Annotated in this window: 33 protein-coding genes; 23 read left to right on the top strand and 10 right to left on the bottom strand. The window is 45.4% G+C overall.

Translation table 11 applies throughout. The features are described 5' to 3' along the window. Window positions 1–54: 54 nt before the first annotated feature. Both V7051_RS12865 and ppnP read right to left on the bottom strand, forming a co-directional pair. On the bottom strand, window positions 55–528 hold the full coding sequence (locus V7051_RS12865) for a LabA-like NYN domain-containing protein (RefSeq protein ID WP_333875950.1): 474 nt from the start codon (window positions 526–528) through the stop codon (window positions 55–57). A 4-nt stretch (window positions 529–532) separates the two neighbouring features. Next, window positions 533–844: a pyrimidine/purine nucleoside phosphorylase gene (gene ppnP, locus V7051_RS12860; RefSeq protein WP_333875952.1), complete on the bottom strand. Its 312-nt coding sequence runs from the start codon at window positions 842–844 to the stop codon at window positions 533–535. 180 nt (window positions 845–1024) lie between these two features. On the opposite strand from ppnP, the gene V7051_RS12855 reads away from it, so the two are divergent. Further along, window positions 1025–1399: a hypothetical protein gene (locus V7051_RS12855; protein WP_333875954.1), complete on the top strand. Its 375-nt coding sequence runs from the start codon at window positions 1025–1027 to the stop codon at window positions 1397–1399. Here the strand turns inward: V7051_RS12855 and V7051_RS12850 are convergent. The 5 genes from V7051_RS12850 to smpB all read right to left on the bottom strand — a co-directional run bounded on the left by V7051_RS12850 (window position 1396) and on the right by smpB (window position 4994). After that, window positions 1396–1971 carry a class I SAM-dependent methyltransferase gene (locus tag V7051_RS12850; RefSeq protein ID WP_333875956.1) on the bottom strand — a complete coding sequence of 192 codons (576 nt, stop codon included), beginning with the start codon at window positions 1969–1971 and terminating at the stop codon, window positions 1396–1398. The two genes, V7051_RS12855 and V7051_RS12850, sit on opposite strands and share 4 nt — an antisense overlap. 361 nt (window positions 1972–2332) lie before the next feature. After that, window positions 2333–3385, bottom strand: a complete 1053-nt coding sequence (locus V7051_RS12845; RefSeq protein WP_333875958.1) for an NAD(P)/FAD-dependent oxidoreductase — start codon at window positions 3383–3385, stop codon at window positions 2333–2335. A 125-nt stretch (window positions 3386–3510) separates the two neighbouring features. Next, the gene (locus V7051_RS12840) at window positions 3511–3864 is read right to left on the bottom strand and encodes a HopJ type III effector protein (protein ID WP_333875959.1); all 354 of its coding nucleotides are present in this window, start codon (window positions 3862–3864) and stop codon (window positions 3511–3513) included. A gap of 23 nt (window positions 3865–3887) precedes the next feature. Next, window positions 3888–4454 carry a hydrolase gene (locus V7051_RS12835; RefSeq protein ID WP_333875960.1) on the bottom strand — a complete coding sequence of 189 codons (567 nt, stop codon included), beginning with the start codon at window positions 4452–4454 and terminating at the stop codon, window positions 3888–3890. Window positions 4455–4508: 54 nt separating this feature from the next. Continuing rightward, window positions 4509–4994 (bottom strand): SsrA-binding protein SmpB, encoded by a 486-nt coding sequence (smpB, locus tag V7051_RS12830; protein ID WP_333875962.1) that lies wholly within the window; start codon window positions 4992–4994, stop codon window positions 4509–4511. A 142-nt stretch (window positions 4995–5136) separates the two neighbouring features. Between smpB and V7051_RS12825 the strand changes: the two genes are divergently transcribed. Genes V7051_RS12825 through V7051_RS12815 form a run of 3 tightly spaced genes read left to right on the top strand, consistent with a single transcriptional unit; the run spans window position 5137 to window position 7203 of the window. Beyond that, window positions 5137–6501, top strand: coding sequence for a sodium-dependent transporter (locus tag V7051_RS12825; protein WP_333875964.1), 1365 nt, complete (start codon window positions 5137–5139; stop codon window positions 6499–6501). A gap of 2 nt (window positions 6502–6503) precedes the next feature. Continuing rightward, complete coding sequence (locus V7051_RS12820; RefSeq protein ID WP_333875966.1) at window positions 6504–6935, top strand: type II toxin-antitoxin system RatA family toxin; 432 nt, start codon at window positions 6504–6506, stop codon at window positions 6933–6935. Further along, entirely contained in the window at window positions 6928–7203 is a 276-nt protein-coding gene (locus tag V7051_RS12815) for an RnfH family protein (protein WP_333875967.1), read from the top strand. Before V7051_RS12820 ends, V7051_RS12815 begins: the two co-directional genes overlap by 8 nt. A 103-nt stretch (window positions 7204–7306) precedes the next feature. Here the strand turns inward: V7051_RS12815 and V7051_RS12810 are convergent, their stop codons facing one another. Continuing rightward, entirely contained in the window at window positions 7307–7861 is a 555-nt protein-coding gene (locus V7051_RS12810; protein ID WP_333875969.1) for an outer membrane protein assembly factor BamE, read from the bottom strand. 151 nt (window positions 7862–8012) lie between these two features. Here V7051_RS12810 and fur point away from each other — a divergent pair, with 151 nt between their 5' ends. The 3 genes from fur (at window position 8013) to lolD (ending at window position 10529) form a co-directional block, all read left to right on the top strand. After that, window positions 8013–8429 (top strand): ferric iron uptake transcriptional regulator, encoded by a 417-nt coding sequence (gene fur / locus V7051_RS12805; RefSeq protein ID WP_442919662.1) that lies wholly within the window; start codon window positions 8013–8015, stop codon window positions 8427–8429. A gap of 179 nt (window positions 8430–8608) precedes the next feature. Continuing rightward, window positions 8609–9856, top strand: a complete 1248-nt coding sequence (locus V7051_RS12800; RefSeq protein ID WP_333875972.1) for a lipoprotein-releasing ABC transporter permease subunit — start codon at window positions 8609–8611, stop codon at window positions 9854–9856. Beyond that, the gene (lolD, locus tag V7051_RS12795; protein WP_333875974.1) at window positions 9849–10529 is read left to right on the top strand and encodes a lipoprotein-releasing ABC transporter ATP-binding protein LolD; all 681 of its coding nucleotides are present in this window, start codon (window positions 9849–9851) and stop codon (window positions 10527–10529) included. The genes V7051_RS12800 and lolD overlap by 8 nt, the downstream gene beginning before the upstream one ends. 49 nt (window positions 10530–10578) lie before the next feature. Here the strand turns inward: lolD and V7051_RS12790 are convergent, their stop codons facing one another. Then, window positions 10579–11133 carry a DUF2062 domain-containing protein gene (locus V7051_RS12790; RefSeq protein ID WP_333875975.1) on the bottom strand — a complete coding sequence of 185 codons (555 nt, stop codon included), beginning with the start codon at window positions 11131–11133 and terminating at the stop codon, window positions 10579–10581. Between the two features lie 76 nt (window positions 11134–11209). On the opposite strand from V7051_RS12790, the gene V7051_RS12785 reads away from it, so the two are divergent. The 11 genes from V7051_RS12785 to sufD all read left to right on the top strand — a co-directional run bounded on the left by V7051_RS12785 (window position 11210) and on the right by sufD (window position 20101). Then, complete coding sequence (locus V7051_RS12785) at window positions 11210–13561, top strand: DNA internalization-related competence protein ComEC/Rec2 (protein WP_333875976.1); 2352 nt, start codon at window positions 11210–11212, stop codon at window positions 13559–13561. A 68-nt stretch (window positions 13562–13629) separates the two neighbouring features. Next, on the top strand, window positions 13630–14079 hold the full coding sequence (locus V7051_RS12780; protein ID WP_333875978.1) for an SUF system Fe-S cluster assembly regulator: 450 nt from the start codon (window positions 13630–13632) through the stop codon (window positions 14077–14079). Between the two features lie 8 nt (window positions 14080–14087). Next, window positions 14088–15536 carry a Fe-S cluster assembly protein SufB gene (gene sufB / locus V7051_RS12775; RefSeq protein WP_333875980.1) on the top strand — a complete coding sequence of 483 codons (1449 nt, stop codon included), beginning with the start codon at window positions 14088–14090 and terminating at the stop codon, window positions 15534–15536. A gap of 17 nt (window positions 15537–15553) precedes the next feature. Further along, window positions 15554–15748, top strand: a complete 195-nt coding sequence (locus tag V7051_RS12770; protein WP_333875981.1) for a hypothetical protein — start codon at window positions 15554–15556, stop codon at window positions 15746–15748. Then, entirely contained in the window at window positions 15748–16014 is a 267-nt protein-coding gene (locus V7051_RS12765; RefSeq protein ID WP_333875983.1) for a type II toxin-antitoxin system RelE family toxin, read from the top strand. The genes V7051_RS12770 and V7051_RS12765 overlap by 1 nt, the downstream gene beginning before the upstream one ends. Window positions 16015–16300: 286 nt before the next feature. After that, entirely contained in the window at window positions 16301–16606 is a 306-nt protein-coding gene (locus V7051_RS12760) for a hypothetical protein (RefSeq protein ID WP_333875985.1), read from the top strand. Between the two features lie 18 nt (window positions 16607–16624). Then, complete coding sequence (locus tag V7051_RS12755; protein ID WP_333875987.1) at window positions 16625–16837, top strand: type II toxin-antitoxin system HicB family antitoxin; 213 nt, start codon at window positions 16625–16627, stop codon at window positions 16835–16837. Then, on the top strand, window positions 16834–17022 hold the full coding sequence (locus tag V7051_RS12750) for a type II toxin-antitoxin system HicA family toxin (protein ID WP_333875989.1): 189 nt from the start codon (window positions 16834–16836) through the stop codon (window positions 17020–17022). The genes V7051_RS12755 and V7051_RS12750 overlap by 4 nt, the downstream gene beginning before the upstream one ends. A 167-nt stretch (window positions 17023–17189) precedes the next feature. Then, window positions 17190–17954 carry a hypothetical protein gene (locus V7051_RS12745; protein WP_333875990.1) on the top strand — a complete coding sequence of 255 codons (765 nt, stop codon included), beginning with the start codon at window positions 17190–17192 and terminating at the stop codon, window positions 17952–17954. Window positions 17955–18022: 68 nt separating this feature from the next. Then, window positions 18023–18778 (top strand): Fe-S cluster assembly ATPase SufC, encoded by a 756-nt coding sequence (gene sufC, locus V7051_RS12740; protein ID WP_333875991.1) that lies wholly within the window; start codon window positions 18023–18025, stop codon window positions 18776–18778. Continuing rightward, window positions 18779–20101, top strand: coding sequence for a Fe-S cluster assembly protein SufD (gene sufD / locus V7051_RS12735; RefSeq protein WP_333875994.1), 1323 nt, complete (start codon window positions 18779–18781; stop codon window positions 20099–20101). It abuts the gene before it with no gap. Here sufD and V7051_RS12730 read toward each other — a convergent pair. After that, on the bottom strand, window positions 20096–20662 hold the full coding sequence (locus tag V7051_RS12730) for a Uma2 family endonuclease (RefSeq protein ID WP_333875996.1): 567 nt from the start codon (window positions 20660–20662) through the stop codon (window positions 20096–20098). The two genes, sufD and V7051_RS12730, sit on opposite strands and share 6 nt — an antisense overlap. A gap of 80 nt (window positions 20663–20742) precedes the next feature. On the opposite strand from V7051_RS12730, the gene V7051_RS12725 reads away from it, so the two are divergent. The 5 genes from V7051_RS12725 (at window position 20743) to V7051_RS12705 (ending at window position 24255) form a co-directional block, all read left to right on the top strand. Further along, window positions 20743–21966 carry a cysteine desulfurase gene (locus V7051_RS12725; protein WP_333875998.1) on the top strand — a complete coding sequence of 408 codons (1224 nt, stop codon included), beginning with the start codon at window positions 20743–20745 and terminating at the stop codon, window positions 21964–21966. Between the two features lie 16 nt (window positions 21967–21982). Further along, window positions 21983–22543, top strand: coding sequence for a DUF6155 family protein (locus tag V7051_RS12720; RefSeq protein WP_333876000.1), 561 nt, complete (start codon window positions 21983–21985; stop codon window positions 22541–22543). A gap of 13 nt (window positions 22544–22556) precedes the next feature. After that, window positions 22557–23009: a Fe-S cluster assembly sulfur transfer protein SufU gene (gene sufU / locus V7051_RS12715; RefSeq protein WP_333876001.1), complete on the top strand. Its 453-nt coding sequence runs from the start codon at window positions 22557–22559 to the stop codon at window positions 23007–23009. Window positions 23010–23066: 57 nt separating this feature from the next. Next, window positions 23067–23852, top strand: coding sequence for a class I SAM-dependent methyltransferase (locus V7051_RS12710; protein ID WP_333876003.1), 786 nt, complete (start codon window positions 23067–23069; stop codon window positions 23850–23852). Window positions 23853–23934: 82 nt separating this feature from the next. Next, window positions 23935–24255: a non-heme iron oxygenase ferredoxin subunit gene (locus V7051_RS12705; RefSeq protein ID WP_333876005.1), complete on the top strand. Its 321-nt coding sequence runs from the start codon at window positions 23935–23937 to the stop codon at window positions 24253–24255. Window positions 24256–24296 lie beyond the last annotated feature (41 nt).

Below are 24296 nucleotides of genomic sequence, written 5' to 3'. Positions count from 1 at the left end.
TTACGGTTTTGGGTAATAAAGGACTATTTTAACAGGTTTTAGCCTTCGGGTGTTTTACAGTAGCAGCTTATCGTCAATCGCTATAAAACGGCCGGCTGAATTAATCAGCGAGGGCGCTGTCAGTGTCGGAACGCCGTAGACTTCCGTGGTTACGCCGTAAACGGTTCGAGCCTTGTCCAACAACAGGTTGAAGTCGCCGTCGCCGGATAACAAAATAGTCACATCAACCTTGGCCGCATAATCGATCACATCCAGCGTAATACCTACGTCCCAATCGCCTTTTGCGGAGCCGTCGCTACGCTGGATATAAGGTTTCAGCTTAACTTCAAAACCGATATTCCTGAGTACCTGCTGAAATCCCTGTTGCTTGCTGTCGCCTTTGTCGATTGCATAAGCAATGGCCGCAACCACTTCCCGGCCTGCGGTCGCCTGCGCCCAGAACGCGGTGTAGTTGAAATGCCGCCGGTAACTTTGCTTGGTGGTGTAATAGATATTTTGCACATCGACAAAGATGGCGATTTTTTCCATGTCGTTATTTGATGAATGAACAGCAATAATCGCTAGGCGTTTTGACTTTCATCGTGAACGCTGCATTGGCAGGCACATTAAAAGATTCACCGCCTTTTATGCTTTGCCATTCCGCGCCGGGCAATAAAACATCCAGTTCGCCGTCGATGATTTCCATTATTTCCGGATCGGCGGTGTTGAACGTGTATTCGCCGGGCAGCATGAAGCCCAATGTTTTTGAAGAGCCATCCGCGAACTTGATAGTCCGGCTGCTGACATTGCCGCCGAAATAGACATTGGCTTTTTTGACGATGGTTACATTATTGAATTCTGACATTTGAGTCCTTAAGGGCAGGGAATGAGTAAAAATAGCGCGCATAATACCAGATTGATGTGTTGTTGCTATGTTTTAGCGCGTCTTTCAAGTTCTAAAGGGGTGTTTTCATAAGTATTTGTCAGTATTGCTAACAGCCGGGAAAGGGCTATTTTAGATAAACCATTCTATTTGAGGCGTAACATGAAATATCTATTAAGCCTGTTAGTTGCGCTTTTTGCACTGACTGCCTGTGGACTGCCATCGGTAAAGGAAACGCGTTACACCATGGATGCATTCGAGCCGACCGCTAACGTCGAGTTTTTGCAAACTTGGCCACGGGATCGTAAATACATAGAAATCGCGGAACTTGAGGTCAGTGCGGGCGATCAGGCAAACAAAGCTCTGCTCGATAAAGCCAAGGAAATAGGCGCGGATGCAATAGTCGTAGGACCCGTCCATCGACATGACCCGGTGTATGTACCTATCAATGGTGAGTTATTGGACGGACCGGCCGGTAGTTATCGAGGCATTACGTTGGATAGTGTTCGTGCTGTAGCGATAAAGTTCGAGCCTTAGCTTATCCTGTTAACCACAAAAAGCCGGGGCGCCGTATCTTTGTGTTCGGTACTGTAAATAGTGTGGACTTCAAATTGCTTGTTATTGAGTTGTTCGCACCAGTTTTTGACTTGATCGGTTTCCAGGTCGCCGTCAGGGTGACCGGGGTAAGCCAGTAGCGTAATAACGCCTTCGACAGCTAAAATTTTTGCGGCGATATTCAAGGCTTTTAATGTGGAATCGGTTTGGGTGATGACGCTTTTATCGCCGCCCGGCAGGTAGCCCAGGTTAAACATGATCGCGCGGATATTGCCGTGCAAATCTGCGGGGATTTTGGCGTCCATGATTGCATGGCTGGCCTGGATCAAGGTCAGGCATTCCGATATATGTGTTTGCCGGAGCTTCTCCAGCGTTGCATCTATAGCCGCCTGTTGTATGTCAAAGCCGAAAACATGGCCGGATGGGGCGACTTGTTCGGCCAGGAACAAGGTATCGTGGCCGTTGCCTACCGTTGCATCAATCGTAATATCGCCGGGATGGAGAATGTTCTTGATCAGGTCGTGGGCGGTTTTAACCAGTGAAATGCGTTTCATAATTTTAACGGTTTAAGTTTTTCTTGTTTTCTGATTACGAGTATTTTGTGGGCTTGCGGCTTATTCCGTTCACCCTTCGACAAGCTCAGGACAAACGGAATAAGCCGCAAGCCCGAAGTTAAGGCGTTCATGGTTCGACAGGCTCACCACGAACGGCTTAACTTCTTACCACACAGCTTGACTTAGGATCTAGCTATAAATAATTTCCTTGAATCCTCCTATTTGTAGAGGCGATTTTAATCGCCCTAGGCGAATGAATTCGCCCCTACAGGGCAACATTCTAAGTCGGGAAGTTATTTCCAACCAAGTCCTTAACTGCAGCGTGGCGCATCGGAATTTTCATTGCAATGTGTTGGCGGAGTTATGGTTTTTCATAATAACGTTGAATGTTGCAAGCTTGAGACAGCGGTGCGCCGTTTAATAAAGCATCGGTAAAATGTCGACCGTGCCAAGGTATCTGTAAACTGCCTTTGGCGCCGAAGCCGTTAAAAATAGCGAGCTGCTTGTGTTGCGGATGCAGGCCGATAAAAGGCTGCCTGTCTTGGGTGCAAGGCCGGATATTGGCCTGATGGTTAATCACGGTTGCATCACTCAAGTCGGGTGAGATTTGGCTGAGCGCATGTAACAAGTCGTTTTTGCCCCGCTCGGTAGTTTGGATGTTCAGGTTTCCCCGGTCGAAGGTTGCGCCGATACGGATGCGATGGTCGTTTAGCGGGATCAGCCAGTTGCCGTAATTGAGGATTTTATCGGGCAATTCGGTTTGGTGTTCCAGCGTTAGAATTTCGCCTTTGACGGGTTGAAAGGGTAGCCAGGAAAACCAGGGGTTTTGTGTCGCCTTATAGCCCTCGCAGAAAATAATATGCTTAGGATAAATGTCCTGCCAGCGCAAAGACGGTTGAAGCTGTATGTCCCGGTAATCGAAATCAGCCTGCCGGTAACTGTTTTGGGCAATGAAAAACGCTTTCAAGCAGCTTAATAAAGGCCGGGTTAATAAATAACCGGTCTGCTTTTGTTCCAAAAAACCGAACGGTGTGACAAGAATACCGATGTTTTTGTCTGGCGGCTGAATGTCGGTTAGATAGGCTTGATAATCGGGGCTGTTGAAGCGTTTGCCAGCGTTTTTTAATTCGCTTTCGCTACGAAAAATTCGCAGCATCGGTTTTTCTATATAAAACTCCTGCTGAAAAAAATCGGCTAACTGTGAGTAAAGCTGCTTTGCCGCAGGCAAAAATGTATCGACATCGGCGGATTTTACAAAACGCATACCGGTGATCGGATTAATCAGTCCTGCTGCAACCTGCGAGGCATTTTCCCTGCCATTGTCTACAATGACGACTTTGCAACCGCGTTGTATCAGTTCCCAGGCCAGTAAACTGCCCGCCAGTCCCTGGCCGATGATTAGGTAGTCGATCATAGTTTTGAATGGTTATCTGTAGGAGCGGGCCATGCCCGCGAGAGTGGCATGAACTAATATTTCACAATCGTTGCCAAAATATCGCGGGCACGGCCCGCTCCTACTGCTAAGCAATACTTGTTATCCTATTTAGCCGTCAGCGCCGAGCCTTTAAAGCTGATCCCATCCCACCCGTATTGCATGAAATTCCTGATATTCTGGTGGCCTGTGCCGTCCGGATCATTCAAAACATCAACCCGGTAATAATCGCCGAACAGGTTTAACGTCTGTTGCTGGTCGAGCCGGTGGAGTTGGGCAAAGGCGAAAATCTTGCAGGAGCCTTCATTAGTACCGGCCTGATTTACCAGCAAATTTTTATTCAGGCCGTTGCTGAATTCGGTAGCTTGGTAGTCGTAGTTTTCAGTAATGACCGAGATGGTTTCATCAAAACTGATAGCTTCATTATGGGTTACTTTTGCAAGAAACGATGCGAGTGACATGGGTAAGTTCGGGGCGAATGGGGTTAGTGGAGTAATCCGGAAATCTTTTTAAATTCAGGGTGAGTCGAATCTTTGACCCATTCGAATAATACCGATTCATAATTGGTAATGGTCGCGCCTTGTTGCTGCATGCGTTGCAAGGCATAAAATTTATGTTCCGCCTTGCGTGAGCAAATCGCGTCTTCGACAACATGCACCTGATAGCCGAACTGCATCAATTCCAATGCGGTCTGTAATACGCAAACATGCGCTTCCTGGCCGACCAGTATGATTTGCTTGCGATCGGTGCTGGCTACGGTATCGGTAAAGCCTTCAGCTGCACAACAGGAAAAACCGGTCTTGTCGAAAATCAGGGTATCTTCCGACAAGATGTCGGTGATGGTCGTATCTGTCGAGCCCAAGCCCTTGGGATATTGTTCTGTTAACAATACCGGGATGCCTAAGAGTCCGGCCGCTTCAACCAGGCTGCGGGAGTTTGCCGTCATCAGTTCGGCATCGCTCTCGGACATGGCCGCAGATAGTTTTGTCTGCAAATCGACGACGATCAGCAGGCTGTTTTTTACCGACAGGAGGTTAGGGTGTGTGGTCATTGGCAAAGAAATTTAGTTAGAGGGAAGTGTCAGGGTAAGAGGTGAAAAAAGGACTTAGCCTTTTTTCATGATCCGGGCTTTTTCGCGTTGCCAATCGCGGTCTTTTGATGTGGCGCGCTTGTCGTGTAATTGCTTGCCTTTTGCCAGACCGATTTCCAGTTTGGCCCTGCCGTTTTTCCAGTACATCTTCAATGGAATCAAGGTGTAGCCTTTGCGTTCGACCGAACCGATCAGCTTGTTGAGTTCGTTCCGGTGCAGCAACAGTTTTTTTGCGCGGATAGAATCGGGATTAACATGGGTCGATGCAGATAACATCGGTGAAATATGAGCGCCGGACAACCAGGCTTCGCCTCGTTTTATCGCAACATAACTCTCTTTGAGTTGGATGCGCCCATCTCTCAGGCTTTTAACTTCCCAGCCTTCCAAAACAACCCCCGCTTCAAACCGTTCCTCAATCGAATACTCAAAAGTAGCCTGACGATTAACGGCAATGGTGGCGTTTTGCTGCTTATTGTTTTTCTTGGACTTTTTGTCGGCCATAAGTGCGAGTTAAGATTTTTAAACTGACGTAAAGGAATAATTTTGTTATTTTACTCGATATTACTGCAATAGTCAGAAAAGCTCGCCACGAAAGCCCCCCTTTGTGGTGATTCTATAATTATAAAGTTCTACAGGCATACAAATGACGGATACAAAAAAATCAATTCATGGTGAATGGTCATCGCGTTTCGCATTTATCCTGGCGGCAACAGGTTCCGCAGTCGGTCTGGGTAATATCTGGAAGTTTCCGTATATCGCCGGGGAAAATGGCGGCGGGGCATTCGTCATCGTCTATTTGCTGTGCGTGTTGCTGATCGGCATTCCTATTATGATGGCGGAAACCATGTTGGGACGGCGCAGCAGGCAGAATCCGATTAATACCATGATAACGCTGGCCGATGAAGCCGGAGCCGATAAAAACTGGCATTATTTAGGCTGGATGGGCGTTATTGCCGGTTTTTTAATACTCTCTTACTACAGCGTTATTGCAGGCTGGGCCTCGGCTTATGTGTTAAAAGCGGTTAGCGGGAGCTTTTTCGGCGGCGATGCAATAAGGATAAAAGAGCTTTTTGACGATTTTATGGCCAGTCCGGTGCAATTGATGTTCTGGCATAGCCTGTTCATGTTGGCGACCATGCTGATTGTGGTTCGTGGGGTTAATACCGGACTTGAGAAAGCGGTGCGTTTTTTAATGCCGAGTTTGTTTGTGCTACTGATATTAATGGTGGCTTATGCAATGACCTTTGATAAATATTATGATCAAGGCATCGCTTTCTTATTCACGCCTGATTTTAGCAAACTGACCGCTAACGGCGTGTTGACCGCGATGGGGCACGCTTTCTTTACCCTGAGTTTGGGCATGGGCGCGATTATGATTTACGGCTCTTATTTACCGAAAGATGTATCGATTGCCAAAACCGTCTATTTGATTGCTGGTACCGATACAGTGGTTGCATTATTGGCGGGTATCGCCATTTTTCCGATTGTTTTTGCCTCCGGACTGGAACCTGCGGCCGGTCCCGGATTGATCTTTCAAACCTTGCCTATTGCTTTCGGCAATATGACCGGCGGCTGGTTATTCGGCATTTTGTTTTTTGTGATGTTGGTGTTTGCGGCATTGTCTTCGTCGATTTCATTGATCGAACCGGCTGTTGCCTGGTTGATTGAAAATAAAGATATGAGCAGGCAACAAGCGTGCATCTGGTCAGGCTCGATAACGTGGCTGCTGGGATTCGGGACTATTTTTTCATTCAATGTTTGGTCCGAATTCAAGATTTTCGACAGAACTATTTTTCAATTACTGGATTATTTAACCGCCAATCTGATGTTGCCTATCGGCGGTTTTTGTATCGCGGTGTTCGCCGGCTGGATCATGAAGCAGCAACACACCGAGAATGAACTCGACATGCCCGACGCGCTTAGCTATCAGGTTTGGCGGTTTTTAATTTGCTATGTATCTCCTGCCGCAGTGTTTTTTGTATTCCTGCATGTGGTCGGAGTTCTTTAGATATGACTGTTGTTCAAAAAAGTGCCTTGGTTAAGTTTTCAGCGCAGCAGATGTTTGATTTGGTTGACGATATTGAAGCTTACCCGGAGTTTTTACCTTGGTGCAGCGGTAGCCGAATCATCAAGCGCGAAGCTGATATTGTTGAAGCCGAGTTATTGATTTCCAAAGGCGGCTTTAAAAAATCCTTTGCGACCAGGAACAAAATTGAAAATGGTCGCAGGATGACAGTCTCCTTGTTGAACGGGCCGTTTTCCCATTTGGATGGGGTGTGGGACTTTATAGCGTTACGCGAAGATGCCAGCAAAATCTCCCTGGATCTGGAATTTGAAATGTCAGGCAAATTGGCCAGCTTGGCTTTCGGCGCAGTCTTTAACCAAATCTGCAACACCATGGTCAGTTCGTTTACCGCACGGGCCAAAGTCGTTTATGGTTAATGTCGAAGTGGCCTACGCCAAACCTGAACAACAGGTGATAGTCACGGTTGCAATGGAGGAAGGGGCGACTGTTGAGGCTGCGATAAAAGCATCCGGCTTGCTGGAGCTTTTTCCTGAGATTGTGTTATCCGAGCTTAAGGCGGGGATTTTTGGCGTAGCCTGCAAGCTGGATCAGCCTGTTAGAGAAGCCGATAGAATAGAAATTTATCGGGCTTTGGTTCATGATCCTAAAGAGGCTAGACGACAGCGGGCTTTGAAAGGTTTTTGATAGTATGGCGAATTTCGATTTTGTTTGTTGCCATTCTATCATCGCATGCCGTAATGTCGGGCAACGAAAAGCTGTCACCCGAACCTGCACGACTTTTCCGTAGTTAAAGCGGCAATTGGTCCGCTGGTGATCCCGGTGCCGGTTTTGCATTCGATTTGTCGCTTTTGGGCGTGTCATCAATGTCGTCATAGCCGAACAGACCACTGATCATTTCCCACAGGGTTTTTTCAAGATCCCGTTTGGGTACTTCTACAGTGGTTTCTTCCGATGTTTTAATAACGGGAACCGCGCTGGGTTTGAAATCGCCTTGTACGCCGATCAGTTGATCGTTATTGAAGAATAGTGAAATTCTTTTTTGTTGCCTGTCTCCGCCTTCAACTTGTGCCGAGTAGAGGTAGTCCCAGCGTTTTTGATGAAAAAAATCAACCAGCATGGGTGAGCCCATTATGTAAAGCACTTGGCGTTTGTTCATGTTGGGTCTGAGTTGGTCAATCATGGCTTGATCGACGATATTGCCTTGCTGGACATCGACTGTGTAGACGCCGGGCAGGTTGGTCAGAATGGTAGTGCAGGAGGTGAGTGTCAGGCTTGCCGCGACTGCAAAGATGCAGGAGGAGCGGTTTCCAAGTGGATTTAAAGCGAAAAACGGCTTTCTCATTGAGGCTGCGGATATGTTAAAAATGCAAAATCATACAGGATGTTAAAGGATTATCCTATAAAACTGTCATGCCCATACTGTCAAAAAAAGGCTACAATGCGCGTAATTATATATAAAACCGCCTGCACAAAGGTATAAACGGAGATTAATGTTGGATACTCATGATTTAAGGAATGCAGGCCTGAAGGTAACGTTACCTCGGGTCAAGATTCTGCAGATTTTAGAAAATCAGGTTAATGAACGTCATTTAACCGCTGAGCAAGTTTATAAGATTTTGCTGAGCGAAGATGAAGAAATCGGCCTGGCTACGGTTTATCGTGTTTTAACCCAATTCGAAGCGGCCGGGCTGGTGAGCCGGCATCACTTTGAAGGCGGCAATTCAGTCTTTGAGCTTGATAAAGGCTCGCATCACGATCATATACTTTGCATGAAATGCGGCAAAGTGGATGAGTTTACCGATGAGGTTATTGAAGCCCGGCAAAAAGAAATTGCAGCAAAATTGGGTTATGAATTAACTGATCATGGCCTTTATTTATACGGTTATTGTGCTGACTGCAGGAAATCCTGATTTTTGCATCAAGTTTGAGAACCCGGTTTGGACGCTCTCGATCCGGAGATTGGGAGCCGGCAAACGCAAGCCGGAAATCACATAAAAACCACCCTATGAGTTGGGCGAACACACGCTATATTTATTAATTTTGCACCGGATGCAAAAATCCTGATTTTTTATTTTAAATTGTAGGCTTCATGTTTAAACCTCTCATTTTTTATATCGGCTTGCGTTATACGCGAGCCAAACGCCGAACTCAGTTCATTTCTTTTATTACCTTAACTTCAGTTCTGGGCATCGCTTTGGGTGTCACTGCGTTGATTGCCGTGTTGTCGGTAATGAACGGTTTTGAAGCCGAGTTACGCGAGCGGATTCTCGGCATGACGTCACACGCGACCGTCACCGGAAAGTACGGTCAGTTGGATAACTGGCAGGAACTGGAACGGAAATTAAAAAACTATCCGCATGTCGAAGGCACCGCGCCTTTTATTAATGGCCAAGTGATGATTAATGCCGACCGGCGCGTCAGCGGGACTATGTTGACCGGGATTCTGCCGGAATACGAGTCCAAGGTATCTGAAGTTGCCGATAAAATGAAGGAGGGCAAGTTGTCTGATTTGGTTCCCGGCGAATACGGTATTATTTTGGGCGTAGAGCTGGCTAATTACCTGGGGGTTTTTACCGGCGATAAAATTACCGTCATCAGTCCGCAGATTAATTCCACACCGGCCGGTATTGTGCCGCGCATGAGGCGGTTTACCGTAGTCGGTATTTTTAAGGTGGGCATGTATGAATATGATCGCAATATGGCGATGATTCATCTTGATGATGCGGCGAAATTGTTTCGTTTGGATGATGCGGTTTCAGGTCTTAGAATCAAGCTGGATGACCTGTTTAATGCGCCGAAAATAACCCGTGCGCTTTCAAATGCTTTGTATGACGATTATCAGGTCAGCGACTGGACGCTGGCGCATAGCAATTTCTTTCGAGCGATACAGACGGAAAAGCGGGTCATGTTTATTATCCTGCTGTTAATCGTGGCTGTGGCGGCTTTCAATATTGTTTCTACGCTGGTGATGGTTGTGACCGATAAACGAGGCGATATTGCTATTTTAAAAACCCAGGGACTGACGTCGAGATCGGTGATGGGGATTTTTATGGTATTGGGGTCTATCATCGGTGTCGTCGGCACCGCACTTGGCACCGTGGGCGGGGTGTTGCTGGCGTTGAATGTTGAAACCATTGTTCCTGCTATCGAAAAGTTATTTCATGTCCAGTTCATGGCGGCGGATGTGTATTACATCAGCGAACTGCCGTCCAAACTGGTTTGGACCGATGTTTATGCAATCGCGGGCATGGCCTTTTTACTGTCATTAATGGCAACTATTTATCCTGCCTGGCAGGCATCTAAAGTCAATCCGGCGGAAGTTCTCAGATATGAATAATACCAGTATTTTGCAATGTCAGCAGTTGACTATGCGCTATGACCAGGGCGGGCTGGATGTTGACGTTTTAAAAGGCGTTAATTTAAGTATCGGTATCGGTGAACGTGTCGCCATTATGGGCGCGTCGGGTTCAGGCAAAAGCACTTTGCTGCATTTGCTCGGTGGGCTTGAAAAGCCCAGCGGCGGTAAAGTGATTTTGGACGGTGTTAATCTTAATAAAGTTGGTGCCGGCCAGCTGGCTAAATTAAGAAATAAATCCTTAGGCTTTATCTATCAGTCGCATCATCTGTTGGGTGAATTTACCGTGCTGGAAAATGTGGCGATGCCTTTGTTGATTGGCGGACATTCGGTAAAAGAGGCGGGTATTCGTGCGGGTGAATTACTGAAGCGGGTAGGGCTGGGGCATCGTATTGAACACAAACCGGGGGAATTGTCCGGCGGGGAAAGACAGCGTGCTGCAGTAGCCAGAGCGTTGATCAATAAGCCTGGAGTGGTTCTGGCGGATGAGCCCACCGGAAACCTGGATAGCAAAACCGCTGACCAAGTTTACCAATTAATGTTGGAATTAAATCAGGAGCTGAATGTCAGCTTTTTGGTGGTGACTCATGATCATGAGCTTGCCGCAAGGATGGGCAAGGTTTTACATATGGAAGATGGAGTGATTTTAGGATAGAAAATGTAAAACCACGAACAACTGCTTGTCGCTGTTCGTGGTTTATCACTCAATCTGATTCGTTTGAGTCCTGTGCAGTAGGCCTTTTATCCTTTCGTTCCGCCCATTTTTTGGTTATATGTTGTTCCCAATAATATTGAATGCCGAAATAACCAACGGCGGACGAAACTATGCCCATAATAAAACAGCCCATCAGAAACGGTTGCCAGACATCACCAAGCCCGGAGAACATACCGCTTAATGAGAATTCGGATTCATCGGCGACGGCCGGCTGGTTCATAAACCAGAGTCCAACTTTATAAGCAAAATAAAACAGCGGCGGCATGGTGATGGGGTTGGTTATCCAGACCAGTCCGACTGAAAGCGGTAGATTAGCCCTGAAATAAATAGCGCCCGCAGCGGCAATAGCCATTTGCGTGGGCGTCGGAATCCAGGCGCAAAAAAGACCTACCGCAAAAGCCATAGAGACGGAGCGTCGGTTTAAATGCCAGAGGTTAGGCTCGTGCAGTTTATCGCCAAGAAATTGAAGACTCTTGTGCCGTTTGATCACCTCCGGATCGGGGATGAACTTGTGGATCAATTTTTGTATGAGTTCTTTTGGCATCGTTATTTTTTATTTTAAAGTTACATTCACACAGTTTATCAGGTTTTTATCAGCTTAAAAAACACCAAGGTGCTAAGTGCTTGTTTCCGCTCTGTCATTTTTAGCCGGTCTGTTGCTGGTTCAACAGTTTTCGGTTTTGCCGGATACTAAATGGCTGATAGTCGGTAGCCTGTTGGCCGGCATTATTGCATGGTTGCGTTATTGGCGGTTTCTGTTTTTTGTCGTCGGCATTCTATGGGCGACAGTGTTTGCTATGCATCGATTGTCCGATCGATTGCCCGAACAACTGGAAGGTGTGGAGGTTCAGGTTATCGGCACCATAGCCGACTTGCCGGAGCAGGATGAAAAGCGCGCCCGTTTCGATTTTATCACCAGGGATGGTGTGTATGCTGCAAACCTGCCGGGAGCAAGTGCAGCGATCACCAGGGATACCAAAAAGCAGCCTGGAACTGGCGCAGCGATTGCCGCCGAGTCCGAACGCCTGCCTACTAAGCTGAGGTTAAGCTGGTATTACCCGGATCAACCCATCAAAGCCGGCCAGCAGTGGACTTTTACCGTTAAGTTGAAGCGCGTTCACGGCAATTTGAATCCCGGCGGCTTTGATTACGAACGCTGGCTGTTTACCGAAGGTATCGGCGCGACAGGCTATGTGCGCCCCAGTCCGAAACCGGTTTTACTGGGGCACGATCCGGCCTGGAGCAGCGTTTCTGTCTGGCGGCAAAGCATCACCGACCAGCTTTCAAGCATATTGGGTGACAGCCCAAGTTTGGCGCTGATAAAAGCGCTGACTATTGGCGACGGTAACAGCGTTACTCAGGAACAATGGGAGGTTTTTCGTAAAACCGGTACGACTCATTTGGTGGTGATTTCCGGTTCGCATATCGGTCTTATTGCCGGGTTGGTTTATTTCCTGGTGCTGAAATTATGGGCGAGGACGGGATGGCTTAGCCAGTCGCCACAAAAGGTTGCGGCAGTTTCGGCATTACTGGTTGCGATTTTTTATTCAGCCTTAGCCGGGTTTTCAGTGCCTACCCAGCGTTCCGTCGTCATGTTGTCGATTGTCATGATCGCCATTATTCTGCAACGCAACAGCCGTCCTTTTAATACCTTGTCCATTGCAATGTTCGCGGTGTTGGTATTCGATCCATTGGCGGTGTTAGCGGCTGGATTCTGGTTGTCATTTCTCGCTGTGAGTCTGATTATTTATGCCGTTTCCGGGCGCTTAGGCAAGCTTGGGCATGTTTGGGGAGCAATAAAAATCAACTGGGCCACGTCGGTGGGTTTGTCGCCCTTGCTACTACTGTTTTTTCAACAGGTTTCCTTGATTGCGCCGCTGGCTAATCTGGTCGCAGTGCCGGTCATCAGCCTATTGGTTGTGCCGTTAGCGCTGTTGGCTGTCATCATTATGTTTATCTTGCCGTCGATGGCGAGTAAATTATTCTTTTTAGTCGATCATGTATTGCAAGGTTTATGGTGGCTATTAGCTTATTTGGCTGAAATTCCGATGGCATCGATAAATCATGCGCTGCCATCGTATTGGGCATTGCTTTTTGCTGTGCCGGGTATTTTGCTATTGCTTGCTCCGGCCGGCATTCCGGTTCGGTGGTTGAGTCTGGTGATGTTTTTGCCGCTGATTTTTACCGATGCAAAACCACCTGAAACCGGCGATATCAAGATGACCTTGCTGGATGTTGGCCAAGGCTTATCGGCTGTCATGCAAACCAGTCATCATTTGCTGGTTTATGATACCGGCGCTAAATTTTCCGAACAAAGCGATATGGGGCAGAGTGTATTACTGCCTTTTTTGCGCTCACAAGGCGTAGCTAAAATCGACAGCTTAATCATCAGCCACGGCGATAACGATCATATCGGCGGTGCCGTATCACTAATGCGCGGAATTGATACAAAACAAGTGTTGACCAGCGTTCCGCAACAGTTAAGCGAGTATGCGCCAATTACATGTAAAGCCGGGCAATCGTGGTTATGGGACGAGGTCAAGTTCACCATGTTGGCGCCAAAGCAATCATTTATGTTGGAAAACGACAATTCCTGCGTACTGAAAATTCAATCAAAACATGGTACGGTCTTGTTGACCGGTGATATAGAGGCCTTGGCGGAATCCTGGCTGGTTAATACCTATGGCGATGAATTGAAATCTGATATTTTGGTTGCTCCGCATCACGGCAGCAAAACTTCATCCACCACCGGTTTTTTACGAGCCATACAGCCCGACTACGTGTTGATTCCTGCGGGTTATCGCAATCAATTCGGTCATCCGCATAAAGATGTTTTGGCGCGTTATAGGCAAGTTAATGCTAAATGGCTGAATAATGCGGACAGTGGCGCTATTGTCGTTAATGTTGAAAATAATGCATTTGTGGTTCAAGGAACGCGTGAAACGGAGAGCAAATATTGGAATGCAAAGTGATAATTGCCGAGAGCTTTACTCTGTAATTAAATAGGACTAGAATAGTACTCAATTATTGGGAGCAAGGTATGTTACGGCTGAGCAAGTTAACTGATTATGCAACAGTTATTTTAAGTGTGATGGCGAGAGACCAAGCGCAGGTGCGTGCGGCTATGGAAATAGCGGCAATTACGGGCATTGCTCAGCCTACAGTCAGTAAAATTCTCAAGCTTCTGGTTAATGCCAATGTGTTGATTTCTACACGTGGAGCCAAGGGCGGTTATGCTTTAGCCAGAATGCCGGAAGAAATTAGCGTGGCGACTGTTATCAGCGCTCTGGAAGGGCCCATTGCCCTGACCGAATGCAGTATTTCCCATCAGGGCTGCGAGCAGGCTTCAGGCTGCGATATTTTGGGGAGCTGGAGTCTGATTAATCAGACTATTCATAATGCATTAGAGTCGGTAACTCTGGCCGATTTGATCAGACCCGTTATTGTGCCGGAAGAAGTATTTGTTCCGGTTGCCAGTTTATATAGGTAGAAAATTTTATGTCAGCAAGTGAACAAGAAATCAAGAATCTAATCGGTAAAGAGTACAAACAAGGTTTTGTGACTGAACTGGAAACCGACACTTTTCTTCCCGGATTGGATGAAGCGGTTATCCATAAATTGTCAAAGGTCAAAAATGAGCCTGAGTTTATGCTGGAATACCGGTTAAAAGCGTTTCGCCATTGGCAGACCATGAAAACGCCGGAATGGGCATTCGTCAAGTTCGATCCTATCGATTATCAATCGATCAGCTATTACTCAGCGCCCAAACGCAAAGAAGACGGTCCTAAAAGCCTGGATGAAATCGATCCGCAAGTATTGGAAGCCTACAAAAAGCTGGGTATTCCTTTGGATGAACAGGAGCGTTTAGCCGGTGTTGCGGTCGATGCGGTTTTTGACAGCGTGTCGGTGGCGACCACGTTTAAAGGTAAATTAAAAGAAGCGGGCGTTATTTTCTGCCCGATTTCAGAAGCTTTGCGCGATCATCCTGAGTTGATCAAGCAATACTTGGGTTCAGTTGTGCCGCATACGGACAACTTCTTTGCCGCTTTAAACGCAGCTGTTTTTACCGACGGGTCGTTTGTTTATATTCCGAAAGGCGTGCGCTGCCCTATGGAATTGTCGACTTATTTCAGGATCAACGCTGCCAATACCGGGCAGTTTGAACGGACGTTGATTATTGCCGACGAAGGCAGTCATGTCAGTTACCTGGAAGGCTGCACCGCACCGATGCGTGACGAAAATCAGCTGCATGCGGCCGTGGTTGAGTTAATCGCAATGAAAGATGCGACTATCAAATACTCGACCGTGCAAAACTGGTATCCGGGCGATAAAAATGGCTTGGGCGGTATTTACAACTTCGTGACCAAACGTGCCGATTGCCGGGGCGAAAATTCCAAAGTGTCATGGACACAGGTGGAAACCGGTTCGGCAATTACCTGGAAATATCCAAGCTGCATTTTGACTGGCGACAATTCCACCGGCGAGTTTTACTCGGTGGCGCTGACCAATAATTATCAGCAGGCCGATACCGGCACCAAGATGATTCATATCGGCAAAAACACCAGCAGCACGATTGTTTCCAAAGGTATTTCGGCAGGCAAGGCACAGAACACTTATCGTGGTTTGGTTAAAGTATTAAAAAGCGCGGAAAATGCCCGTAATTATACCCAGTGCGATTCGTTGTTAATCGGCGATAAATGCGGCGCGCATACTTTTCCTTATGTAGAAGTCAAGCAGCCATCGGCTCAGGTCGAACACGAAGCGACGACGTCCAAGATTAGCGAAGATCAGCTGTTCTTTTGTCAGCAACGCGGATTGTCGGCCGAAGATGCGGTATCGATGATTGTTAATGGTTTCTGTAAAGAGGTATTCAGGGAATTGCCGATGGAGTTTGCTGTGGAGGCTCAAGCGTTGTTGGGTTTGAGCCTGGAAGGTTCAGTGGGTTAACGACTGGAGTTAAGGTTATGGAATTAAAAAGACAATATATTGTTGATGAAGACAATCATAAGGTTGCGGTACAGCTTGATATTGATACTTTCGAGAAGATTGAAAATGTTTTGGAGAATTACGCGTTAGTCCAACTTATTAATGCGGATGAAAGTGAAACGCTGAGCATTGAAGAAGCACAGAAATATTATGCGACTCTGGATAAGGCTTGATGAAAGTCGAGTACAGTAAAAGATTCTTGAAAGAATTGGCAGCGATTCCTAGTGATATTCGGTCAAAGATTGAAAGTTTTGTATTTGATGAATTAGCTTCAACTTCATCCATTTATGAAATGGGGAAGGTTGAGAAAATGAAAGGTTATGAGGGTTTTTATAAAGTCAGATTTGGTAATTACCGGCTGGGTTTAGTGCTTAAAAATGAAACGATTGCTGTAAAAACAGTCATGCATAGAAGAGAAATATATAAGTTTTTTCCTTAACCTTATAAGGCTATTCATGAGTAGTTCGAATGAAATAAACAATGTAGATTCAAATAACATTAATACAAAATAAGTTATAAAAATAATTAGTTTTATAGTTTTTGGTGTTATAGGTTTTTACTTTGTTAATTTTCATTATGGCTTATCAATCGAAAATAGTGATTGGGGAACATTCGGCGATTACTTTGGCGGAATACTTAATCCTGTTATTGCTGCATTTGCATTTTATTTAATAGCCAAGACTTATGAGTTACAAAAAAGAGAATTAGAAGCGACAAGAAGTTTATTGGAAGTTTCAACCGATGCACAAAAGAATCAAATAAAATTAGCTGCACTGACTGCGCTTCTTAATTCGAATTTAACGAGAATTAGTTTGCTTGAATCTGAGAAACACTCATTATTGGAAAGTGAGTTACGGAATCCTAGGCCTAAAGTGCAGGTTGATTCTCAGGACTTCCTAAGAAAGGCGCTTAGAGGAGAGTTTGACGCTCACGTGAAAGATAGAAAAGATTACATAAAAGATGAAGTCGCTGAGTTAAAAAAGAAAAATATCAGACTAGAAACTCAAATAGAATCGTTTTCGAATGAATAAAATCACTTAGGTCAAATCATGAATAACAAATACACAGCAGTAATTAAACAAGACGGTGATTGGTGGCTAGGTTGGATTGAAGAAATCCCAGGCGTTAATTGCCAGGAATCAACTCATGATGAATTGATTGAAACGCTGAAAATCACATTGCAAGAAGCATTAGCCTTTAATCGTGAAGAAGCATTGTTAAATGCGGGTGCTCATTATCAAGAAGAGCTTATTGCGTTGTGAAACGGTCTGAACTGATTAGATATTTGACAGCCCAAGGTTGTGAGCTATTACGAGAAGGCGGGCGACATTCATGGTGGCATAATCCGGAACAAAATAGACGTTCAGCCATTCCAAGACATACGGAAATAAAAGATATTTTAGCAAATAAAATTTGTAAAGATCTCGGTATAAAACCTATTAAATAACACAGGTAGAACAATATGTTCAATGCCGTAGATTAGGCTGAATAAATGATTCATCAATACCTAGCACTTGTACCACAGCATTAAGGCGGAAACGCCCATCTCAATTATCAGACAAACAAAATTGTTTTAGTTTTTTGAAAATTGAATGAATTAATGGGGTATGTGACATGAAAATTAAAGCCAAGGTTGATTGTAACAACGAAGAATATGTTACGGATGAAATTGATATTTCGCCTATCACGCGAGAACAAATAAATAATTATTGTACAGATGAATATCTTGATATTTTTAAAAATAAGCATCGCGTTTCTGATGTATGGCGGTATATCGTAGTAGTCAGCAATATTGATATAACTATAATGCCGGTTGATAAAACTATTCCATTATCGGATTTTAATGATCGTCCAGCAGCCGATGCCAAGGATACGAATAATATATTACTTATTTTAGAGTCGCCTCATAAAAGCGAATATAAACAGGATAAGAAAAAATTTACATTAAAACCCAAAGCACCGGCTCAAGGTTATACGGGACGTAATATAGAAAGTTTTATCGGCGATATTTTGAAAAAAATACCGGATTTATCAAAAGGTAGTTATAACTTGATTATATCCAACCCGATTCCTTATCTGTGTTCTTTAGGCATTTTTACCGATAAATTAAATGCCAAGATCCGGGATAATGTATGGAATGCGATTTGGAATATTATTAATGGAAAAGGCGAATATGTTATTAGGGAAGAGTTTATTACTCGCTGTAAACACTATCGGCCCGAATATATTATTAATTGCTGCACGGCAAATTTGAAAATGAATATTACGGATTGTCTGCTTAGTCATGGGTTTAATAATAATTTATATACAGCGCATCATCCTTCTGCGTGGAAATATCAATCCAGGGAAGAACTTAATATTTTAAAAGTTGAAAATTAAACTTATACACGCCCTTAATAAAACGAGCGGCAAGCTATTTAAGTAACGTTAAAACAATTGGAACTATCATGCTTAGTATTAAAGATTTAACCGTCAATGTGAACGACAAACAAATTCTCAAAGGTATTAACCTTGAGATTAAAGCGGGCGAAATTCACGCCATTATGGGACCCAACGGTTCCGGTAAAAGCACCTTGTCGCATGTGTTGTCCGGTAAGGCCGGTTACACGGTAACCGGCGGAACGGCAACTTACCAAGGCAAGGATTTACTGGAAATGGCGCCTGAAATCAGGGCGCGCGAAGGCGTGTTTTTGGCGTTCCAGTATCCGGTTGAAATCCCCGGCGTCAGCAATATCTATTTATTGAAAGCCGCGCTGAACTCTATTCGTAAACATAATGGCCAGCCTGAAGTCGATGCGATGGACTTTTTAACGCTGGTTAAAGAAAAAGTGCGCTTGCTGGAAATGGACGAGAAGTTTCTATACCGTGCGGTTAACGAAGGTTTTTCAGGTGGCGAAAAGAAACGTAATGAAATCCTGCAAATGGCTATTTTGGAGCCTAAGCTGTGCATTATGGATGAAACCGATTCAGGTCTGGATATAGACGCGTTAAAAATCGTCTCGGAAGGTGTTAATTCTTTGCGTTCTCCGGATCGCTCGTTTGTGATGGTGACGCATTATCAGCGCTTGCTGGATTATATCAAGCCGGATAAGGTCCACGTGTTGGCGCATGGCAGGATAGTCAAATCCGGCGGTCCCGAGCTGGCATTAGAGCTGGAAGAAAAAGGTTACAGTTGGGTTGAAGACAATCAGGCGGCGGCATAAATGACTACGGCAACAGCAAGCCGTTATGCGGCTGAATATTCAACAATAGCACCTGTATTGCCGGGGCAAACATTGCCTTGGTTGAATGCGTTAAGAGCTGAGGCATTGATAGCCTTCTCTGCGCAGGGCTTTCCATCCCCACGTGAAGAAGAATGGCGCTATACCAATGTGTTAGCTATTGAAAAGAAACTGTTTTCACCGTCGATCAGTTTGAACGCCGCTGACATAGACGCAGATTGGCTGAAACCGTATCGGCTGGAAAATGCCTGGGTCCTGGTTTTAGTGAACGGACATTTTTCAGCAGAGCTTTCGGTGTTAACTGATTTACCGGAGGCTGTTTCAGTGATGAGCATGGCTGAAGCATTGGTAAAACAGCCGGACAAAGTGGAAAAATATCTGGGTACAGCTGCAGATCAATCAGAGCACAGCTTCATCGCATTCAATACCGCATGGTTTACCGATGGCCTATTCGTGCATATACCGGCCAAGCAGGTTTTAGACAAGCCGATACAGTTGCTGCATATTGTGACTGGTGCCGATGCAATGGCTACAACCCGCAATATTATTATTGCCGACGAAATGGCCGAAGCTAAAGTGATAGAGACTTTTGTGGGTGCTGATAACGCCTATTTGACCGCAGCAGTCACCGAAGTTTTTGTCAGGCAAAACGCCGATCTGACACTGTATAAAATGCAAAGCGAGTCTGAAAAAGCCTACCATTTTGGCGGCAGTTACATTAAACAGGCTCGGGATGCACGGTTTACGCATCACAATTTTGCGTTTGGCGGCTTGCTGGCGCGGAGCGATATTCATGCCGATCTGGATCATGCGTCGGAATGCGAACTGAATGGTTTGTATTTGGGCATCAAACGCCAACATATCGACAACCATACCCGCATCACTCATTTAAAACCTTATGCAATCAGCCGCGAATTGTATAAAGGTGTGCTTGACGACAGAGCCAGAGGCGTTTTTCAGGGCCGGGTGATTGTGGCTATCGATGCGCAAAAAACCGACTCGCAAATGAATAACCGCAACCTGCTGCTATCTGATGACGCCGAAGCGGATACCAAACCGCAACTGGAAATCTACGCCGATGATGTCAAATGCGGGCATGGCGTGACGGTCGGTCAACTGGATGAAAAATCTATTTTCTATCTGCAATCACGCTGCGTCGACGAAGAAACGGCTCGTAATATGCTGACTTTTGCGTTTGCTAACGAAATGGTCGATAAGGTCAAAATTAGAGGGTTGCACGATATGATCTTAGAACAAGTGCTGGCGCGCTTTCCGCAGGAAGGCATCAACAAGGAATGGCTATAAAATATCGGTAATATTAATGGTGATTTGATTCAGCTGAGACAAAGTGATGGTATCGCCGACGCGTAATGTGGTTTTCTCACCGTAACAATCACCATGCGGTTGGCGATAGACTTCAACGCAAGAGTCGTTCAGGTTCATCAGCCAGTATTCGGGAACGCTATGGCTGGCGTATAAACGCAGTTTCTGGTTTTGGTCGAAACTGAGCGAGCTATCGGCGACTTCGATCAGCAGCAATACGTCATCGGCATTAGGGTGGCAGGAACAGTAAAAGTCATTGTTCGGCTTTAATAGCATGAAATCCGGTTCAGGCTCGGAAAGATCTCCAAGCCTTAAAGGGTTTTGAACCGAAGTATTGGCGCAATTGGCTGTCAATATAGTAAATAATTTGTTAATGCGGTTCAAATGACCAGAATGATTAGAGCCAATAGGTGCCATTTCCAAGATTTCTCCATCGATAAGTTCAAGACGGCTGCCAGGCGGAAAAATATTAGCTTCACCCAATTTTTGCCATTCCTTAATGTCGGTTAGATGTTTTCGTACATTCGTGGTGGCTATAGTCATTTTCTTAATGAGCGTCAGATAAGAAGAATGATTCGAATATAATAGGTTGTAATTAAAGAATCAATGTTATTGGAACAAATATGACAAACTTTCCTGTAGAAAAAATCCGCGCCGATTTTCCCATATTGGCGGAACTTATACGTAACAAGCCATTGGTTTATCTGGATAATGCTGCCACTTGCCAAAAACCGCAGGCGGTTATCGACAGCATTGTGCATTTGTATAGCCATGATTATGCCAACGTGCATCGCGGCGTGCATACATTGAGCGTACGCTCTACCGATAAGTTTGAAGGTGCGCGTACCAAGGTTAAAGATTTCATTCATGCGGCTAGTGAAAAAGAGATTATTTTTGTAAGAGGCGCTACAGAAGCCATCAATCTGGTTGCGCAGACTTACGGTAAAACCCATATCAAAGCCGGCGATGAGATTTTAATTACCGCGATGGAGCATCATTCCAATATCGTGCCTTGGCAAATGCTCTGCAAGCAGACCGGGGCAGTTTTAAAAGTTGCACCGATCAATCTGCAAGGCGAATTAATTTACAGCGAGTTTGAACAGCTGATCAGCGACAAAACCAGACTGGTTTCTGTCGTGCATATGTCCAATGCCTTAGGCACAATTAACCCGGTTAAAAAAATTATCGCAGCTGCTCATGCCAAAAACATTCCGGTATTACTGGATGGCGCACAGGCTATTCCGCATATGACGGTCGATGTGCAGGATTTGGATTGCGATTTTTACGTTTTTTCAGGCCATAAACTTTATGCGCCTTCAGGCATAGGCGTGCTTTACGGCAAGCAGGCTTTACTGGAAGCCATGCCGCCGTATCAAGGCGGCGGTGATATGATCCGCAAAGTTACCTTTGAAGAAACCGAATATAATGTGCTGCCTTACAAGTTTGAAGCAGGCACACCGAGCATTGCCGATGTCGTCGGTTTGGGTGCAGCCATTGATTATCTAAACGATATCGGCATGGATAATATTGCCGCTTATGAAGCCGAGTTGCTTGATTACGCCACTGCAAAAGCCAAACAAATTAAAGGGCTTAGAATTATTGGCGAGGCTGAGCAAAAAGGTGCGATATTGGCTTTTGTACTGGATAAAATCCATCCGCACGATATCGGCACCATGCTGGACAGTTTAGGTATTGCGATCAGGGCAGGGCACCATTGCGCGATGCCGGTGATGGATTTTTTTGAAGTTCCTGCGACCGCAAGAGCATCGTTTGCAATGTATAACACCAAAGAAGAAATTGATATTTTAATGAAAGGCATAGAGTCCTTGATTGAGGTATTTGGCTAATATTCAGTGTAATGTTATGACGACTAAACTATCTTTAACAGAGTTAAAAAAACGCTTGTCCGTTAAAACCAATGCCGAACTTATTGAGGAAATTGCACTGCTTTACAAAAATTTTCCAAATATTAAGGAATATTATCAATCCACACTTTTGGGGGACGATTCGACGATTTTAGAGAAGTACAAGGAAATTGTAAGAAGCGAGTTTTTGATGCGTGGTAATCGTTTTCCTAAAATGCGCCTTTCAGTTGCGCGAAAAGCAGTGACAGATTTTAAAAAAATATCCAGTTCAGCACAGAGTATTGTTGATATTATGCTTGCTTATGTGGAAGCAGGAGTCAGTTGCACCAATGAATTTGGCGATATTGATGAGCCTTTTTATAACAGCATGGAAAGTATGTATGAAACTGCCTTGAAATATGTTGTTAAAGAACATTTATTTGGCGAGTTTTATGATCGATTGATTGCTATTGTTGATGATACGCGTGGTATAGGCTGGGGATTCCACGATCAATTAGCTTATTTATTTGAGACTTACGAGGCTATGGTGGAAAAGCCGGAAGCACCGTTTAGCGTTTAATAGAGAATTCCTTATGTTTGATGATTTACGTGACCTCTATCAAGAGGTGATCTTCGACCACAACCGTAACCCGCGCAATTTCCGCGTCATGGAAAATGCCGACCGGCAAGTGGAAGGTTTTAATCCGCTGTGCGGCGACCGCCTGACCCTCTATTTGAAAATGGACGGCGATACGATTACCGATGCCAGCTTTCAGGGCTCGGGTTGCGCCATTTCAACGGCGTCCGTTTCGTTAATGACCGAGATAGTCAAAGGCAAAACCGAACAGGAAGCCGAAGACTTATTTAAGAAGTTCCATGAAATGACTACCGGCAAAAATGAGCAGATTAACCTTGAAGCGGTTGGCAAACTGGCGGTGTTAGCCGGTGTGCGTGAATATCCGGCGCGGGTTAAATGTGCGACATTAGCTTGGCACACATTGGATGCCGCGTTGAAAAACGAACAAAAATCCATTTCTACTGAGTAATTCTCCATCACGAAGAGCACGAAGTTTTTCTTCGTGTTTTTCGTGGTTAATTAAGCCATGACTACGACAACTCACTCGCAAAAATACGCCGGAAAACTGGCTGTCCTTTACCAGGATCAGGGCGATGTGCAGTTGTTCCAACTGCTTGCAGAAAGGTTAGGTGTTCCGCTACATCAGGCGCTTAATAGTGACAGCCTGGAAGACTTCTTTTTAACTTGGCGTGACGGCTGTTTAAAACTGCTCGATAAAGAGCTGCTTAAAAAAGGCGGTTTGGCCGTCGATATCGAACCGCGCAACGGCGAACAGCGCTCATGGCCCGCACCCAAAGACGGCGCTTTGGCCCAGGCACTCGGACGCAAGACCAGAACCGTTGTCGATGCCACTACCGGCTGGGGCCAAGATAGCCTGCATATTTTTCGTATGGGTTATGAGCTGCTGTGTATCGAGCGCTCTCCCGTTATGGCGGAATTGCTGACAGACGGTTTCAACCGATTGGCGCAACAAGACTGGATGCTGCGACTTAATCTTGAGTCCCCTCGATTGCTACAAGGCAATGCCATCGATCTGTTTGCTAATCTGGAAATCCCGCCGGATTGTATTTATATTGATCCCATGTTTCCGCCCAAACGCAAAAAATCTGCGCTAGCCAAAAAATCAATGATGGTATTGCGCGATCTGCTGGGCGACGATCAGGATAAGGAGCAGCTTTTTGAAGCAGCGTTAAATACTGCCGGAAAGCGAGTGGTAGTGAAAAGCCCTGATTACGCCGATCCATTGGGCGGCAAACCTAGTCAAAGTTTTCAAGGTAAGTTGTTGCGTTATGATGTTTATTTGAAAGGTTAAGGAAAGGTGCAAGGCAAAATTCATGTAGGGGTGAATTTAATCGCCCTACACCTGTTTAAAACACAACAATAATGGAAAAATTATGTCGGACTGGATAGATGCAATAGATGAAAATGTCTTGGCAAATGGCGAACACATAGTTTTGGATGTTGATGGTACCGATGTCGCGCTATTTAAAATTGACGGTCAATTTTATGCGCTTGAAGATGTCTGTACTCACGACGGAGCCGAAATCGCCAGCGGCAGGCTGGAGGGCGACGAGATTATCTGTCCTCGTCATGGTGCGCGTTTTTGTGTAAAAACCGGCCAAGTAAAATCCCCGCCCGCGTATGAAAATATCGATTGTTTTCCGGTTAGAATCGAAAATGGAAAAGTGCAAGTCAGGGACAGTCGTTGGGAATAATGTTGATCCGGTTTTACCGGTTTTATCGTGCAGCCTGCTTT

The organism is Methylobacter sp., from assembly GCF_036845245.1.
Taxonomy (GTDB): Bacteria; Pseudomonadota; Gammaproteobacteria; order Methylococcales; family Methylomonadaceae; genus Methylobacter_A.
This window is presented reverse-complemented; position numbering and strand designations above follow the sequence as displayed.